Source organism: Sorangium sp. So ce394, from assembly GCF_051474665.1.
In the GTDB taxonomy this organism is placed as follows: Bacteria; Myxococcota_A; Polyangia; order Polyangiales; family Polyangiaceae; genus Sorangium; species Sorangium cellulosum_D.
This window is the reverse complement of record NZ_CP150339.1, coordinates 8,780,234-8,796,369: the sequence shown is the minus strand read 5'-3', so window position 1 is coordinate 8,796,369 and position 16,136 is coordinate 8,780,234. Positions and strand designations below refer to the sequence as shown.

Genomic DNA, 16,136 nt, shown 5'->3' with positions numbered 1-16,136 from the left:
CCGCACCCGCACCCGCACCCGCACCTGCGCACCGCCGCGCCCGCGCGCCGCTGAGCCCGCGGAGCTGCCCCCGGCATGTCCGCGGAGCCACATCTTGGAGAGCTTACCTTGTCCCTGTCCGGTGCTTACGCTACTTGATGGACGCCACCTTCAGGGGTGGCCGGACATCGGCAGGGTAAGCGGGCAAACTCGACGCGGCGCTCCTTGCTTGACACGAGACCCAGGACTCCTTCACCAGGAGAGCGAGATGTACGTCCCGACGACGGCGATCCGGCCTCAGCTCGATATTCGCGCGCAGGCGCCCGTGCCGACGAAGCACGGTGTCTTCCAGATGCTCGTGTTCCACTGGGGGGGAGCGACGAACCCCGAGCAGGGGCTATCGCCCGACCACGTCGCGCTGATCATGGGCGACGTGCGCGGCAAGTCGGACGTCACGCTGCGCGTGCACTCCGAGTGCCTCACGAGCGAGGTGTTCGGCTCGCTGAAGTGCGACTGCCGCGAGCAGCTCGAGACGGCCCAGGCGGAGATCGGCCGCCGCGGGCTCGGCGTCGTGCTCTACCTGCGGCAGGAGGGGCGCGGCATCGGGCTCGCCAACAAGATCCGCGCCTACCAGCTGCAGGCGTTCGGCCACGACACGGTCGACGCGAACCGCATCCTCGGGCTGCCCGACGACGCCCGCGGCTACGAGCCCGCGGCCGCGATGATCGACCACCTCGGCATCGAGTCGATCCGGCTCCTCACGAACAACCCCGACAAGGTGGAGGGGCTCCGCGCCCTCGGCGTGCGCATCTCGTCGCGCTCCCCGGCCATCGTCCCGGCCAACCCGTTCTCTGCGCCCTACCTCGAGGCGAAGCGCCTCCGGATGGGCCACGCCATCCCGTCGCTGCGCGACGGCGCGGCCGCCGAGAGCGCCGCGGTCGGCGACGCCGAGTAGCCGGGGGTGGGAGCGATGCGTCGCGTCCTGCGCTGAGCCCCCGCCGGCGAGGCAGCGCTCCTGCGTGCCGGGCGCGTAGCCCGCCAGCGCCAGGCCTCGCCGCCTCCGATCGCGGACCTTGCCGATCGTCGCCTGCGCACCGCCGCCTTCCAGCCTCGAGCCGCCCTCAGGGGTCGCGGCGCAGCGTGAGCGGAGGCGGCGTGTCGGCTGCTCCCGCAGCGCGGCGGCGGAACAGCGCCACGCGCGCCAGGAGCAGCGTGGTCACAGGGACCGTGATGGAGAGCATGATGACGATGAGCCACGGGTGCAGCACGGGCCGGGACTCGATCATCGAGAAGTAGAGGATGCTCGCCAGCGCCACGCACCAGCTGCCGAAGGTGTACGCGAGCGCAGGGGGATGCATGCGCAGGAAGAAGTCTGGCAGGCGCAGGAACCCGAACGCGGAGATGACCACGAACAGGCCGCTCAGCACGAGCAACGCAGCGACCGCCGCCTCGACCCAGAGGGGGAGCTGGTTCATTCGATCACCTCCCCGCGCAGGATGAACTTCGCCATCGCGGATGAGCTCACGAAGCTGAAGAGCGCGATCAACAGCGCGGCTTCGAAGTACGTGTCGCTCCGGTGACGAATGCCCAGCACCAGCATGACCAGCATCGCGTGGAAGTAGAGCAAGTCGAGCGCGAACACGCGGTCCTGCGCCCGCGGCCCCCGGATCAACCTGACGACCACGAGGACCGACGCGACGGCGTAGCAGCCGAGCGCGAAGGCGATCGCGCCAGACAGAAGTGCGCTCATTCGAAGATCTCCCTGAGAGGCTCCTCGTAGCGAGCCTTGAAATGGGCGACGAAGGCGCCTTCGTCACCGACATTCCACACGTGCAGCAAGAGCGCGCTGCGATCGAGCGCGAGCTCCGACCACACGGTGCCCGGAACCACGGTCGTCACCATGGATAACGCGGCCAGCCCGACCGGGTCACGCAGATCGAGGGGCACGATCACGAACTTCGACTGGGGTCGCCGCCATCGCCACGCGACCACGTCCCGGGCGACTTCGAAATTCGAAACCAAGACGTCGTAGCCGACCCTCAGGATGAAGCGCACGACGACCAGCGGTCGCCGCGCCCGGACGTTCGTCAGTCGCAGGGCCGAGGTGAGGAGCGGCACCGCCAGCGCGAGCCCTAGCCCCAGGGCGACCTGGCCCACGCTCGTCGAGCGCGCGAGCGCCAGCCACAACGCGAAGAGGGCGGCGGACAAGAGCGGCGCGAACACGGGCTTCTCGATGAAGGTCACGGTGCCCCCTCCTCTTCGATCACGGAGCGCGTCGGGCCCGGTCGAGGCCTCATCGACAAGACGGCCTCGATGTACGCCTTCGGCGCGTGCAGCCCCGCGGCTGTCGCGCGCGTGGTGCGCATGACCGGCTCAGCGCACAGCGTGAGCAAGATGCAAGAGAGGATGAGGCCGAGGACGGAGGCAGCCTCGACGACCTTCAAGCTGGGCGGGAGCCGCCCGCCCGACGACCAGAAGTGTCGAATGCCCGCCCTCGCGAGGGAGATGGTGGCCGCGAGCCCCGAGAGGAGCAGCAGCCCGAAGAGGATCCACGCGGCGGGCGGGACGGGGGCGCTGGCGCTCGCGTGGCCGCCCCCTCGGGGCGACAGGAGGGCGGTCAGCAACGAGACCTTCGCGACGAAACCCGAGAGCGGCGGCAGCCCTGCGACGAGCAGCGCGCAGACCATGAACGCCAGGCCGAGCAACGCGATGGACACCGGAAACGCTCGGGCGACGAGCGGCGCCTCCTCGTCATCGAGGTTGGTGTCCTCGCCCGGCTCCACGTCGAGGTCCGGCACCCGCCGCTGTCCATCGGAGCCGATGCGCTCCACCAGCTCGACGAGGAGGAAGAGAGCGCTCACCGCCAACGTGGCGCTCAGCATGTAGAACAGCGCCGCCGACGTCACCGCGGGCGTCCCCGTCCCGAGCGACGCGAGGAGCGTGCCCGACGACACGATCACCGAGAAGCCCGCGATGCGCCCGAGGGACATGGAGGCCATGAGGCCGATGGCGCCGAAGGCGATGGTCGCGAGCCCCGCGTAGAGCAGGACTGTCCCCCCGAACTGCGCTGAAGCGCCCGCGGAGAAGAGCAGCGTCCACAAGCGAACGAGCGCGTAGATGCCCACCTTCGTCATCAGCGCGAAGAGCGCCGCGACAGGCGCGCTCGTGGCCGAGTAGGCCGGCACCAGCCAGGCGTTGAGGGGCCAGATCGCCGCCTTGATGAGGAACGCCACGGCGAGGACCGCCGCGCCTGCGTGCAAGAGCCCGCGATCGCGCGCCGGGACGAGCGCGAGCTTCTCGGCGATGTCGGCCATGGAGAGCGTGCCCATGACGCCGTAGAGCACCGCGAGGCCGACGAGGAAGAGCGACGACGCGAGCAGGTTCACGGCGATGTAGTGGAGCCCCGAGCGCACCCGCGGCCACCCGGATCCATGGAGGTGCAGGCCATACGATGCCGCGAGCATCACCTCGAAGAACACGAAGAGGTTGAAGAGGTCTCCCGTGAGAAAGGCGCCGTTGAGCCCCATCAATTGAATCTGGAAGAGCGCATGGAAGTACGCGCCCGCGCGACCCCACGCGGCCTCCGCGTAGAGGGCAGCGCAGAGGCTCACCACACCGACCAGCACCAGCATGAGCGCAGAGAGCCGGTCCGCGACGAGCACGATCCCGAAAGGCGCCTCCCAGTTCGACATGAGATACACACCGACGGCGCCGGACGAACCGCCAGCGTCGGCGCCGCGCATGAGCTCCAGCGCCACGAGGAGGCCCGCCAAGGCCGCGCCGATGTTGACGATCGACTTGGCGCGCTTGCGCTTCGCACCGAGCAGAAGCAACAGGGCCGCCGTCATCAGCGGCAGCACGACGGGCGCGACGATCATGTGCGGGAAGCGCTCGGTCATGGCTCCTCCCTCGTCCCGTCCACGTGATCGGTGCCGCTGAAGCCGCGCGAAGCGAGCAGCACGACGAGGAAGAGCGCCGTGGTCGCGAAGCCGATCACGATGGCCGTGAGCACGAGGGACTGCGGCATCGGATCCGTGTAGTGCTCAAGATCGGCAGGCACGCCGGGCCGCGCGAGCGGCGGCTTGTCGATGAAGATGCTCCCCATGCTGAAGATGAAGAGGTTCACCGCGTAAGAGAGCAGCGTGAGCCCCATGATCACCTGGAAGGTCCGCGGGCGCAGCACGAGCCAGATCCCGGACCCGCCGAGCACACCGATGACGAGCGCGAGCAGGGCTTCCATCTAGCTCGTGCCCTCGCTCGTCGACGACGCCGGGCTCTGCGCTGGCCGCCGGTGCGCGCGTAGCGACTGGTGCGCGAGCGCCGTGAGGGTGAGGAGCGTCGCTCCCACGACGACCGCGAACACGCCGAGGTCGAAGAAGGTGGCGCTCGGCAGGTGCGCTTCGCCGATCAGCGGCAGCCTGACATGCGCGGTGTGCGTCGTGAGAAAGGGATAGCCGACGGCGAGCGCGCCGAGGCCCGTGGCCGCCCCGAGCAGCAGCCCCACGGCGATCCAGCGCACCGGACGGAGGCGCGCGCGCGCCTCCAGCCAGAGCGCCCCCGAGACCATGTACTGCATGAGCATCGCGATCGCGATGACGAGCCCGGCCACGAAGCCGCCGCCTGGCTCGTTGTGCCCACGAAGGAGGAAGTGCGCCGCGACGAGGACGGAGACCGGCAGGAGCAGGCGTGCGATGACCGCCGGCACCATCATGTATCCGCGCGCGGCGTCCTCGGCCGTGCGCGGCTTCACGAGGTCGGTGACGACGTCGGCCGGCAAGGCTCTCTGTTGCTCGGGCTGCTCGATGCTCTCCGGGGGCGGTCGAAAGCGGCGCAGGAGGGCGTAGACCGTGAGCGCGACCGCGCCGAGCACCGTGATCTCCCCGAGCGTGTCGAAGGCGCGAAAGTCGACGAGCATGACGTTGACGACGTTGGCGCCCCCTCCCTCCGGCAGCGCGCGGCTGAGGAAGAACGGCGAGATGCTGTGCGGCGCCGGCCGGGTCAGCATGGCATAGGAGAGCGCGGCGAGGCCGCTGCCGGCGCCGATCGCGAGCAGCAGATCGCGCGCGCGCCGCAGCCTGTCGCGGGCCGTGACCGGACGGGAGATCCCTTCGATGCGCATCGGCAGCCAGCGCAGCCCGAGCAGAAACAGGATGGTGGTGATGACCTCCACGACGATCTGCGTGAGGGCGAGGTCGGGCGCCGAGAACCACATGAACGTCAGGCAGGTGACGAGGCCCGCGCCGCCCATCAACGTGATCGCGATCAGCCTGTGGAACTTCGCCATCACGGCAGCGCCGACCGCGCAGACCGCCCCGATGACCCACAGGAGCACGAACGCAGGCGACGCGGGCAGCCTGTCCCGGTCGCCCCACTCGAGCGGGACGCCGTGCGCCGCGAGGAGCGCGAGGAGGAGCGCGACCGCGACGATCGCGAACATCTGCGTCTGGAGTCGTCGAGTCCCGACGAGCCGAAGCGCCCTCCGCGAGAGGCGCGTGAGCCCGAACAGCGCGCTCTCGAACAGCCGCCTCCCGTTGAGCCGTCCGACGAAGGGCGTATCCTGGAGTCGCCCCTGCTCCTGATGCTTGCGCAGCCAGAGGTACCCGACGACGCCGCCCGAGATGGCGATGAGGCTCATGACGAAAGGCGGGTTGAAGCCGTGCCAGATGGCGAGGCTGTAGTCGGGGAGCGTCCCACCGACGACGGGGCGGGCCGCCGTCGCGAGCGATGGCCCGATGGAGATCGTCGGCGCGACGCCGACGATGAGGCAGCTGAGCACCAGGAGCTCGATCGGCGTCCGCATCCACCGCGGGGCTTCCTCCGGCTGCCGAGGGAGATCGGTCGACGGCGGGCCGAAGAAGATGTCGTAGCCGAAGCGCAGCGAGTACACGACCGCGAAGATCGCCGCGATCGTCGCCAGCGCCGGGAGCCCCACCTCCACCGAGGGGTGCGCGGACAAGAACATCGTCTCGGCGAAGAACATCTCCTTCGACAGGAAGCCGTTGAGCAGCGGCACGCCGGCCATCGCGGCGCTCGCCACGAGCGCCAGCGCGCCGGTGCGAGGCATGGAACGGATCAGGCCGTTCAAGCGACGGATATCGCGCGTCCCGGTCTCGTGGTCGACGACGCCCGCGGCCATGAACAGCGAGGCCTTGAACGTCGCGTGGTTCATGATGTGAAACACCCCGGCGACGGCGGCGAGCGAGCTGTTGAGCCCGAAGAGGAGCGTGATGAGGCCGAGGTGGCTGACGGTCGAGTAGGCGAGCACGCGCTTCAGATCGTTCTGGAACATCGCGATGTACGCGCCGAGCAGGAGCGTCGTCATGCCCGCGCCGCTGACGATCCAGAACCACAGCTCGGTCCCCGATAGCACCGGCCAGAGCCGCGCGAGCAGGAATACGCCCGCCTTCACCATGGTCGCCGAGTGCAGGTAGGCGGACACCGGCGTGGGCGCGGCCATCGCCCGCGGCAGCCAGAAGTGAAACGGGAATTGAGCGCTCTTGGTGAGCGCACCCAGCAAGATGAGGACGAGCGCGGCTGGGTAGAGCGGGTGTGCCCGCACGCGGTCGCCCGAGGCGAGGGCCACATCGAGCTCGTAGCTGCCGACGATGTGGCCGAGGATGATCACGCCTCCGAGGAGCGCGAGCCCGCCCGCGCCGGTCACGGTGAGCGCCATGCGCGCGCCCCGCTGCGCGTCCACCCGGTGATGCCAGTAGCCGATGAGCAGGAACGAAACGAGGCTCGTGAGCTCCCAGAAGACCACGAGCTGAACGAGGTTGCCCGAGACCACGACGCCCAGCATCGCGCCCATGAACGCGAGGAAGAGCGCGTAGAGGCGCGCCACCGGATCCTCGGGGGACATGTAGTAGCGCGCGTACAGACAGACGAGGGCGCCGATGACGGTGATGAGCACGGCGAACATCCACGCGAACCCGTCGATCCGAAGGACCAGATCGAGGCCGAGCGAAGGCACCCACGAGATCGTCTCGCGGATCACGCCCCCGTCACGCACCCGCGGGAACAGGCTGATGACCCAGGCCGCCGCGCCGGCCGACACGAGCCCTGCGCAAGCCGCGAGCTCGGACCGCGCCCGCGTCGGCAGGATCGCGGTGAGCACGCTTCCAAGAAATGGCAAGAGGAGCAGGGCGACCGCGGGCATGGCGCGCGAGTGTACTGGCTGACCGCGCCGGTTTCAGCCATATCCCGCGGTTCTCAAGCTGCGGTGCGACCTCGTCGGCCCGGGGCCGGAGGCCGCGCCGGCTACTTCTTCGCCGCGTCCTTCAGCCGCGCCTTCAGCTTGCCGGCGTAGCCCTCCTTGTTCTCCTGCTTCACCCGGCCGATCGCCAGCGCGTCCGCCGGCACGTCGCGGGTCACGGTGGTGCCCGTCGCCACGTAGGCGCCCGCGCCGATCTTCACCGGCGCGACGATCTGCGAGTCGCTGCCGATGAACGCGCCGGGGCCGATCTCGGTCCGGTGCTTCCGGAAGCCGTCGTAGTTGCAGAAGATCGTCCCGGCGCCGACGTTCGCGCCCTCGCCGATGTCGCCGTCGCCGAGGTAGGCGAGGTGGTTCGCCTTCGCGCCCTTGCGGACCACCGTCTTCTTGGTCTCGACGAAGTTGCCGATGTGCGCGTCGGCCTCGATCTGGCTGTCCGGGCGGAGGTGCGAGAACGGCCCGATCTGCGCGCCGGCGCCGATCGACGACTGCGACGCGACGGTGTACGGCTTCACCGAGGCGCCCGCCTCGACGACCACGTCCGTGAGCACCGAGCCCACGTCGACGCGCGCGCCCGCGCCGATCCGCGTCTGGCCCCGCAGCACCGCCCCGTGCTCGATCACCGCGTCCGGCTCGACGACCACGCCGGCGTCGACGCGGGCGCTCGTCCGGATCGTGACGCCGCTCCGGCGCAGCCGGTCGGCGATGCGGCCGTAGAGCACCTCCTCGGCGGCGGCGAGCTGCGCGCGGTCGTTGATGCCCACGAGCGAGCCGGCGTCCCGCGCCACGACCACCGCGGCGCCGCCGGCCTTCGCCGCCTGCGCGACGATGTCGGTCAGGTAGAGCTCGCCCTGCGCGTTGTCCGTCGTCAGCCCGGCGAGCGCGCGCTCGAGGAAGGCGCCGCGGGCGAGGTACACGCCGGGGTTGACCTCGGTGATCGCGCGCTCCTCCGGGCTCGCGTCCTTGTGCTCGCGGATGCCGATCACGCGCCCCGCGCCGTCGCGCAGGATCCGGCCGTAGCCCGTCGGATCGGCGACCTGCGCGGTGAGCATCGCCATCGGCGCGTCGCCCGCGCCGTCGAGCGCTCCGCGGAGCTGCGCGAGCTGCTCCGGATCGAGCAGCGGCGTGTCGCCGCACAGGATCAGCACCGCCTCGGCGGTCGCCTGGAGGTGCGGCATGGCGCAGCGCACCGCGTCGCCGGTGCCGCGCTGCTGGGGCTGGAGCGCGGTGCGGACGTTCTTTCCCTGGGCGCCGAACGCCCTGTCCAGGTAGGCGGAGACCTCGTCGCGGCCGTGGCCGACGACGACCACGACGTCCGAGGCGCCCGCGGCGAGGGCCGCGTCGACGACGTAGTGGATCATCGGCCGGCCGCAGAGCTCGTGGAGCACCTTCGGTCGGGCGCTCTTCATCCGAGTCCCTTGTCCGGCAGCGAGAACGACAGCGGTGAGCGGGGTGGGTTGGGCGGTCGCCATCGCCCCGGAGCCTATCACCCTCCGCCCCGCCGCCGTCCCCATCGCGCACGGCGAGCCTGGAAAACGCGCACTATGTCCTCACCGCCCTCACCCGCGCGGGCGGGAAGCGCTACGCGGCTTCGGCGGAATCGTCTACCCTGGCGCCGTCTCGGGGAGGTTTCCTCATGCGCACGCGTACGCTGCGTTCCTCGGCCGCTGGTGTGCTTCGGCTGGCTGCGCTCGCCGCGTCCGGCGCGGTCGCCGTCTCCTGTCACGAGCCGCTCGACACGGCGCGGAGGGCGCCCCCGAAGGCGACGCTGGGCGACGACGTCTTCGGCGTGCTCTGCGACCGCGTGGGGGCGTCGAGCCTCTACGAGGACCACACGGGCGCGTCGTACCAGCGCGTCTGCCACTACGACGACGCGGGCGTTTACCTGGACGAGGTCGACGTCTCGCTGCTGCCGCCCGTCTCCGGCGAGCGGGCGGAGCGGGCGCGCAGGCTCGGCGTGGCCAAGATCGAGGCCATGGCCCGGTGGCGCAAGGACCTCGTGCGCGCCGTCAACGCCGCGGTCCCGGACGTCGAGATCGCCAACGTCGCGGCCGGCGAGGGGGGCGGCAAGATCCGGCTGCGCGACGCCTTCCTGAGCCTGTCGCAGACGATCGCCCCGCTCTACGAGGCGAACCCGTTCGATCCGAGCCCGGAGGCCAGGGCGGTCCTGCCGGCGTCGACGCAGGGGATGGGGCGGCTCCTCGACGCGCTCATCCACGGCAGCGAGGAGAGCGCGGCCCGGGTCGAGGGGGAGGAGAAGGCGCGGCGAGAGCGGGCGCCGATCGACTGCGAGCGAGCAACGGAGGGGGAGGGGAGCGCGATCGCCTGCGCGCTCTCCGGGATCTGGGGGCGAACGGGGTATCGCTCGGCGGACGCGGGGCTCGGCGCGGCGCGCGCGGCGCTCGCGTACCCGGGCCTGCGCCCGATGACCGTGGCGGCGCTCGACGCGATCGGCCCCGGCGGCCCGGGGGCGCCCGCGCTCCAGGCGCTCTTCGCGGCCGGCAAGCGCGAGCTGGCCGCGCTCTCGCCGGAGGAGCGGGCGCCGCTCTCGGTCGACGCGCCCACCGCCCAGCCGAACCGCCCGCGCACGCTCCTGGAGCTCGCGCAGGCGGCGCTGCTCGCCGAGGACGACGCGTTCGCGTCGCCGCCGTCGAGCTTCGTCGCCCGCCGCGACCGGCGCGGGTGGGTCCTCCCGCAGGGCGGCGGGGTCCCCGCGCCGTTCGCCGACGCCGACGGGGACGGGCTCGCCGACGTCGACGCCTCCGGCAGGTTCGTCGACGAGCGCGGCGAGCCGCTCGCGATCGACCCGCCGTTCGCCATCCCCGGCGTCACCCCGCCGCCGCGGGACGACTTCGGGCGCCTCTCGCCGGAGCTCTACGCCTACGTCGATGCTTCGAGGACGCTCCTCGGCGCGACGCTGCGCGCGATCGTGCCGCTCGTCGACGGGACCCGGTACGCGCGCAAGGACGACCCCGAGCCGTGGAAGACCGAGCACGAAGGGCTCATGTACGCCCTCGCCGGCTCGTACGTGCTCTTCGGCGACCGCGAGGAGGCCTGCTACGACTTCCGGACCGACACGGTCTTGCCGCCGGACCCGACGTGCGAGGAGCGCGATGGCCGCCTGTCGTACCGCCGCTTCCGCGGCGAGGACTCGCCGCTCGCCGACCTCGCGCACGCGGTCGGCCAGGTGCTCGCCGACAAGGACTCGGACGTCCTCCTCCTCACGCTGATCGATCTGCTCGAGAACCACGAGGCGGAGCTCGCCCGCATGATGGGCGCGGCGCTGCGCATCCGCGATCTCGCCCGGGAGCACGACCGGCTGGCCGCCGAGGGCAAGGAGCCGGCGGCGCAGCTCGACGGCGAGGCGCCGCTCTGGGACGAGGTGGCGGCGGTGCTCGACCGGGCCGTCGAGCAGCCGGGGCTCGTGCCGCGCCTCGTCGAGGCGCTCGGGAGCGACGCGCTCCTCGCCCCGCACGGCAGGGCGAAGCACGCGGGCGACGCGATCGCGGCGATGCTCAGGTACCGCGATCAGTACGCGTACGACCCGGAGGACCTGAACGGTCCGGCGATCAACCTCTCGGTCGGGGCGCCGTCGACGTCCGATCCGAAGACGCCGGTGGACCCGACGAAGCCGAAGATCGGCGACAACCGCTCGGCCATGGAGCGGCTGATGCACCTGATGCACGACACCTCCGGCGTGAGGCAGTGCAACAAGCGGGACACGGAGCTGAGCGTGTTCGGCGTCTCGGTGTCCTGCCCCGGGTGCGATGCGCCGTGCGAGCTGTTCCAGATCGACGACCTGGCGGCCTTCTACCTCGACTCCCTCCTGCCCGAGGGGCATCCCAAGAAGGCGGAGCTCAAGATCAAGCCCTCGGTCCTCTCGGCCCTCGTCCCGGATTCGGTGCTCGAGTTCTCCAGCGGCATCGACGGCTTGACGAGCCACCCCACGCCGGCCGCGCTGAGCCGGCTCATCTACTTCGGGGCCGACTCGGACGAGTTCCCGAACCTCGTCGATCTCGACCCGCTGCGCGAGCTGACCAACGAGACGACGAACGATTTCATCTCGGGGACGCTCGAGCCGGCCGGCACGATCCACTGCCCGAAGAACGAGCTCGGCGTGAACGAGTGCAGCTCCCCGGAGAACCTGATCCGGATCCGCCACCCGGGGACGACCTTCCTCATCGAGCGGCTCGGGCTCGGCGCGTACCTGAGCCCGATCGTGGCGGCGTTCGCCGAGGTCGCCCCGGACACCACCGGGGAGGCGATCTTGATCGATCTCTTCAGCACGGCGTACCGGCACTGGCCGGGCAAGGAGCACGGGCCGGAGTGCATCAAGGCCGGCTCGCCGGCGACCAACACGGCGTACTGCTCGGAGGCGGGGGCGAACACGTACGAGCCGCTCATGGCCGACGCGCTCCAGGCCGAGGACGTCCTGGCGTCGTCGGTGGCGTTCGCCCGGACGCTGGCCGACCGGTCGGCCCCGGTGACGGTGCAGCGCGGCCCCGGGGCCGAGGCCGAGCCGCGGCAGACCTGGACGAAAGCGCAGGCGATCGAGAAGCTCGCGCGGATCTTCTTCAGCGCCCGCTACGCGGGCAACGTGGGGATGGTCGATCGCCACGGAAAGAAGCGGGCGACGTGGGCCGACGGTCGGACCCAGGACCAGCTCACCGGGTTCACCCTGCTCGCCGACGCGCTGAACGGCATCGACGCGCGCTTCGCGGAGAGCGCCGCGCCCGACGCCGCGGCGCGGAAGGGCCAGTGGGAGCGGGCCACGAGCGAGCTCGTCGACGCGCTCCTCGCGGTCGAGGGGTCGGGGCCGGAGACCCGGTTCAAGAACCGCGCGCTCCCGAGGATGGGCGCCGTCGCCCTGCGCGTCCTCCGCGAGCAGCTGAACGCGCGCTGCCCCGATCGCGAGAGGACCGGGCGGTGCGCCTGGGCGAAGGAGGAGCTCGGCGCGAAGGTGAGCGACCTCGTGAGCCACCCGCTGTTCGCCGCGGCGGTCGACGTGTCGGAGGCGATCCGCGCCCACGAGCCGGCGCGGCGGGAGCTCGAGCGGTTCCTCACCTACCTGCTCGACGCCGGCGCCGACGACGCCCCGCTCCGCGCGCTGCTCCCGGCGCTGGCCGACGTCCTGCAGCTGCTCGGCGACGAGGACACGCTGATCCCGGTCCTGAAGGCCGCGTCGACCGCGCTGACCCCGGAGGGCGACCGCGGCGGCCCGGGCGCGGCCGACGCGGGGCTCGCGGCGCTCAAGGCGCTCAACGACGACCGGTACGACCGGTACCACGCGATGGATCACGTCCTCCCCGCGCTCGTGACGCCGATGAAGGACGACGGCCGCGCGCCGCTCGAGGTGTTCGTCGACGCGTTCGCGGACGTGCACCGCGTGGAGGCCGCGAGCGGCGAGCCCCTGGCGGCGGCGGACTACCGGCAGGTCCTTGTCTCGCTCCGGGACTTCCTCACCGACGAGACCCGCGGGCTCGAGCAGATCTACGCCATCCTCCGGAAGCGGCCCGTCGAGTGAGCCGCGCGCACGACACCGCGCTCCGCGCCGCGCTCGCCGCGGCGTCCGCCGCCGGGGCGCTCGCGCTGCTCCCGGGCGACGCGGGCGCGGCCGGGCTGTACTTCACCGATCGCGGCGTCCGCCCGCTGTCGCGCGGCGGGGCGTACATCGCCGGCGGCGACGATCTCGGGGCGATCGCCTACAACCCCGCGGGCGTCTTCGAGGCCGGCACGCAGATCCTTGTCGACGCCGGGCTCTTCGAGTGGCGCAGCGAGCACACGCGCCAGGCGATCGTGCGGCAGGTCGACCCGAACACCGGCGAGCCGACGGGCGCGAGCTTCGTGCAGACGATGGAGCCCGTCACCGGCAGCGCGCCGGTGCTGCCGATCCCCACGCTCGGCGCGTCGTTCCGGGTCGATCCGCGGTGGGTCGTCTGGGGCGGCGTGTGGACGCCGTACGCGGCCCTCTCCAGCTACCCGGAGCAGGTGAAGGGCGCGCCGGCGCCGCAGCGGTATGCGCTGCTCACCCTCGAGGGCTCGGCGCTCGCGTTCGTCGGGGTCGGCGCGGCGTACGCGCCGTCGCCCAGGTGGCGCCTCGGCGCGGGGATCGGCGCGGTGGTCGGCACGTTCAACAGCCGCGTGATCGTCTCCGGGTGCGTCCCGGAGCGGATGTTCTGCGCGCCCGAGGATCCGGAGTGGGACATCGAGTCCGAGCTCACGGTCGCCCCGATCGTGGCGCCGACGGGCCAGCTCGGGGCGCTCTTCATCCCGACGCCGGCGTGGCGTATCGGCCTGGCCTTCCAGCTGCCGGCCTGGGTGCGCGCGCCCGCCACGTTCCGGGCGCGGCTCCCCGCGGCGCCCGTCTTCGAGCGCGCCGTCCAGGAGGGCGAGGACGCCGACGTCTCGTTCGATCTGCCCTGGATCCTCCGCGCCGGCGTCGAGGCGCGGCCCGTTACGGACCTGCGCGTGGAGCTCGGGCTCGGCGTCGAGGGGTGGGGCATGCACGACGAGGTCGTGGTCGAGCCCGACGGGGTGGTGCTCCGGAACGTCGCCGGCTTTCCCGAGGAGTTCCGCGTGCCTCCGGTCACGCTCCCGCGGCGGTTCGAGGCGTCGTTCTCGGCGAGGCTCGGGGGCGAGTACGCGTTCGAGGCCGTCGGCCAGCGGTGGGCGCTGCGCGCCGGCGTGAGCCTCGAGCAGAGCGCGGTCCCGCCCGAGTACGTGTCGGTCCTCACGATCGACGCGCCGAAGCTGACGACGGCGCTCGGCCTGGGGGTGCACCTCGGTCGATGGCGCCTCGACGCGACCTACGCGCACGCGTTCGCCGCGGACGTGCGGGTCGATCCGAGGGACGCGCGGCTGCCGCAGATGAGCCCGGTGCAGGGCAATCCGCCGGAGAACCCGAACATGATCAACGGCGGCGCGTACAGCGTCCGCGCGAACGTGGTCGGGCTGGGCGTGGCGTACACGTTCGAGGACGCGGCGGGCGAGCCGAAGGCGCAGACGACGAGCGCGCCGAAGGCGCCGCGCTGACGTGCCGTGACGGCCGCGCGGCGCCGCCGGGGGACGAGCCTCGCTAGACGGCCCGCAGCTCGCGCAGGCGCTCCGTGAGCCGGGGCTCGTCCAGCCAGCTCAGGTCCTTGTCCACGCTCGTCTCGATGTGGTTGCTGACCTGCTTGCTCACCGTGCCGCGGAGCAGGCCGAGGAAGTGCGGCGGCGCGATGAGCACCAGCGAGTCGTAGGCGTGCTCGTTGAGACCCTTCTCCAGCACCTCCGCGAGCTCCTGGGCGAACTTCTGCTTCTCGACCTCCTTGGGATCGGTGTCGGGCGCCGCGCCGGGCCGGCCGAGGTACGTGCCGCCCCCGCCGCCGCTGATGTTGCCGTTCCCGCCTGGGGTGCCGTTCGGCTTCCGCCCGTGAGCGTCGGCCATGAGATCCCGCACGCGCGCCCGGCTCTCGTCGTGACTGTAGGACTCCAGCAGGGTAAAGCCCTTGCCCGCAGGCTCTTCACGATAGAGCTGGGCACGGCTTGCGTCGGAGACCAGGATCCACGTCTTCCGTGCTGCCTTGCTTGCCATAAGCCTCCACAGGGAATCAACGCTTCCCTTGGGTTACGTTAGAGACCGACCCCCTCCATCGCAAGCGGCCAGAGAGCCCAAACCGACGAGATTCGACCGGATTGCACGCGAGGGCGCGGGATCGAGCGGGCTCATCCACTTTGACGTGCGTGAATTCGAGGAGAACGGGAGAGGGGGAGAGCGGCTCAGGAAGTTGTTGAGTGAGAAATACGGTCTTCGGTGTACGAGCCGAGGCCGCGGCGGGTGGCTGGGGTTTTCGCGACAGCGGTGCTCGGCCTCACGCTGCGCGCCGGCCGCGGCCCGGACCAGCTCTGCCCACCCGAAGTCCGGCCGGGAGGTGCCGGGCTTCCGCCGCTTCGCGGCGGCTTCGCGCGGGCGGCCTCAGCCTGGTTTCCTCGGGCGTGCGCCCTGCTCCGCACCCTGGCGTCCGCTTCGCCGCCGCCGTAGCTCCGCGCGCCAGCCATCTCCGGCGGGGCTGCTCGGTCTGGTGCCAGCACCGGAGGGGCGAGCACGGGTTGACCAGGGCGCCCGGGGCTCAGCTCGTCTTGATCGTGAGCTCGTTGCCGCGCCCCGCGTCGAACGGGAGCGCCTGGGAGAGATAGCCGTTCCGCGGGTCGCGCACGTAGTCGATATAGCCCGAGGCCTGCTCGAACGCGTTCTCGCCGATGATGATCGCGCCAGGCTTCAGGTGCGGCTCGAGCAGCTTGAGGACGTCGAGATAAAGGGTGAAGGCGCCGTCGAGCAACACCAGGTCGACATCGCCGGCGACGCCAGACTTGAGGGTCTCCCGAGCGTCGCCGGCCCGGAGCTCGACGAACTCGGACAGCCCGGCGGCGGCGACGTTCGCCCGCGCCCGCTCGACCTTGCTGGGCACGAGGTCGGTCCCGATCAAGCGGCCGCCGCCCATATCGCGGAGCGCGGCAGCCAGATAGATCGTGGAGACCCCCATCGAGGAGCCGAACTCCACGATGTGCTTGGCCTTGCACGCGCGGGCGCACATGTAGAGGAAACGTCCGAACTCCGGGGAGACATTGAGGAAATTCTCCGCGAACCCGTGATACGTGCCTTTCAGATCGCTGGCTTCGTCCTCGAGGACCTGGGTGATCATCTCTTCTCGGGTGGCCGCCTCGCTCTGGGCGCTGGCGGCCAGCGGCGCGTCGGCCGCCTCCGCTTCCTGATGAAGACGCTCGAGGACCTCTGCGACCTGGCCGTTGCTGATTGAATTCATGTCTGCGTTCCCTTTCTTTCCGAATGAACGACCATGACCATGTGAGGTTGGTACCGTTTGACAACCGAGTCGTCCAGGACAATATTGGGCTCGGTTTGAGACCTGTGGAGCATCGATCAAGGGCCGCGGCCAGCCCTGGGCCA

At 71.3% G+C, this 16,136-nt stretch carries 12 protein-coding genes; 3 read left to right on the top strand and 9 right to left on the bottom strand.

What is annotated here, in order from left to right; genetic code table 11:
- Nucleotides 1–247 precede the first annotated feature (247 nt).
- Nucleotides 248–934, top strand: a complete 687-nt coding sequence (gene ribA / locus WMF33_RS32310; RefSeq protein ID WP_437332234.1) for a GTP cyclohydrolase II — start codon at nt 248–250, stop codon at nt 932–934.
- 166 nt (nt 935–1,100) lie between these two features.
- Here ribA and WMF33_RS32305 read toward each other — a convergent pair whose 3' ends face one another.
- From WMF33_RS32305 to glmU, 7 genes are all read right to left on the bottom strand, one after another.
- On the bottom strand, nt 1,101–1,454 hold the full coding sequence (locus WMF33_RS32305; protein WP_437332233.1) for a Na+/H+ antiporter subunit G: 354 nt from the start codon (nt 1,452–1,454) through the stop codon (nt 1,101–1,103).
- A complete protein-coding gene (locus WMF33_RS32300) occupies nt 1,451–1,729 on the bottom strand; it encodes a K+/H+ antiporter subunit F (RefSeq protein ID WP_061628449.1) in 279 nt (92 codons plus the stop codon). The genes WMF33_RS32305 and WMF33_RS32300 overlap by 4 nt, the downstream gene beginning before the upstream one ends.
- Entirely contained in the window at nt 1,726–2,223 is a 498-nt protein-coding gene (locus WMF33_RS32295; protein ID WP_437332232.1) for a Na+/H+ antiporter subunit E, read from the bottom strand. The genes WMF33_RS32300 and WMF33_RS32295 overlap by 4 nt, the downstream gene beginning before the upstream one ends.
- Entirely contained in the window at nt 2,220–3,878 is a 1,659-nt protein-coding gene (locus tag WMF33_RS32290; protein ID WP_437332231.1) for a monovalent cation/H+ antiporter subunit D, read from the bottom strand. The genes WMF33_RS32295 and WMF33_RS32290 overlap by 4 nt, the downstream gene beginning before the upstream one ends.
- Nucleotides 3,875–4,219: a Na+/H+ antiporter subunit C gene (locus WMF33_RS32285; RefSeq protein ID WP_437332230.1), complete on the bottom strand. Its 345-nt coding sequence runs from the start codon at nt 4,217–4,219 to the stop codon at nt 3,875–3,877. The genes WMF33_RS32290 and WMF33_RS32285 overlap by 4 nt, the downstream gene beginning before the upstream one ends.
- Nucleotides 4,220–7,135 (bottom strand): monovalent cation/H+ antiporter subunit A, encoded by a 2,916-nt coding sequence (locus WMF33_RS32280; RefSeq protein ID WP_437332229.1) that lies wholly within the window; start codon nt 7,133–7,135, stop codon nt 4,220–4,222.
- 101 nt (nt 7,136–7,236) lie between these two features.
- A complete protein-coding gene (gene glmU / locus WMF33_RS32275; protein WP_437332228.1) occupies nt 7,237–8,661 on the bottom strand; it encodes a bifunctional UDP-N-acetylglucosamine diphosphorylase/glucosamine-1-phosphate N-acetyltransferase GlmU in 1,425 nt (474 codons plus the stop codon).
- 164 nt (nt 8,662–8,825) lie between these two features.
- Between glmU and WMF33_RS32270 the strand changes: the two genes are divergently transcribed.
- Together WMF33_RS32270 and WMF33_RS32265 are read left to right on the top strand one after the other, a co-directional pair.
- Entirely contained in the window at nt 8,826–12,713 is a 3,888-nt protein-coding gene (locus WMF33_RS32270) for a hypothetical protein (protein WP_437332227.1), read from the top strand.
- The gene (locus tag WMF33_RS32265; protein ID WP_437332226.1) at nt 12,710–14,221 is read left to right on the top strand and encodes an OmpP1/FadL family transporter; all 1,512 of its coding nucleotides are present in this window, start codon (nt 12,710–12,712) and stop codon (nt 14,219–14,221) included. Before WMF33_RS32270 ends, WMF33_RS32265 begins: the two co-directional genes overlap by 4 nt.
- 43 nt (nt 14,222–14,264) lie before the next feature.
- Here the strand turns inward: WMF33_RS32265 and WMF33_RS32260 are convergent, their stop codons facing one another.
- Together WMF33_RS32260 and WMF33_RS32255 are read right to left on the bottom strand one after the other, a co-directional pair.
- Entirely contained in the window at nt 14,265–14,765 is a 501-nt protein-coding gene (locus WMF33_RS32260; protein ID WP_437332225.1) for a host attachment protein, read from the bottom strand.
- Between the two features lie 535 nt (nt 14,766–15,300).
- Nucleotides 15,301–15,993 carry an O-methyltransferase gene (locus WMF33_RS32255; RefSeq protein ID WP_437332224.1) on the bottom strand — a complete coding sequence of 231 codons (693 nt, stop codon included), beginning with the start codon at nt 15,991–15,993 and terminating at the stop codon, nt 15,301–15,303.
- Nucleotides 15,994–16,136: the final 143 nt, after the last annotated feature.

Bases quoted from the DNA above. Each gene is read 5' to 3' on its own strand.
- ribA (WP_437332234.1), top strand. From the start codon at position 248: ATGTACGTCCCGACGACGGCGATCCGGCCTCAGCTCGATATTCGCGCG.
- WMF33_RS32305 (WP_437332233.1), bottom strand. From the start codon at position 1,454: ATGAACCAGCTCCCCCTCTGGGTCGAGGCGGCGGTCGCTGCGTTGCTC.
- WMF33_RS32300 (WP_061628449.1), bottom strand. From the start codon at position 1,729: ATGAGCGCACTTCTGTCTGGCGCGATCGCCTTCGCGCTCGGCTGCTAC.
- WMF33_RS32290 (WP_437332231.1), bottom strand. From the start codon at position 3,878: ATGACCGAGCGCTTCCCGCACATGATCGTCGCGCCCGTCGTGCTGCCG.
- WMF33_RS32285 (WP_437332230.1), bottom strand. From the start codon at position 4,219: ATGGAAGCCCTGCTCGCGCTCGTCATCGGTGTGCTCGGCGGGTCCGGG.
- WMF33_RS32280 (WP_437332229.1), bottom strand. From the start codon at position 7,135: ATGCCCGCGGTCGCCCTGCTCCTCTTGCCATTTCTTGGAAGCGTGCTC.
- glmU (WP_437332228.1), bottom strand. From the start codon at position 8,661: ATGGCGACCGCCCAACCCACCCCGCTCACCGCTGTCGTTCTCGCTGCC.
- WMF33_RS32270 (WP_437332227.1), top strand. From the start codon at position 8,826: ATGCGCACGCGTACGCTGCGTTCCTCGGCCGCTGGTGTGCTTCGGCTG.
- WMF33_RS32260 (WP_437332225.1), bottom strand. From the start codon at position 14,765: ATGGCAAGCAAGGCAGCACGGAAGACGTGGATCCTGGTCTCCGACGCA.
- WMF33_RS32255 (WP_437332224.1), bottom strand. From the start codon at position 15,993: ATGAATTCAATCAGCAACGGCCAGGTCGCAGAGGTCCTCGAGCGTCTT.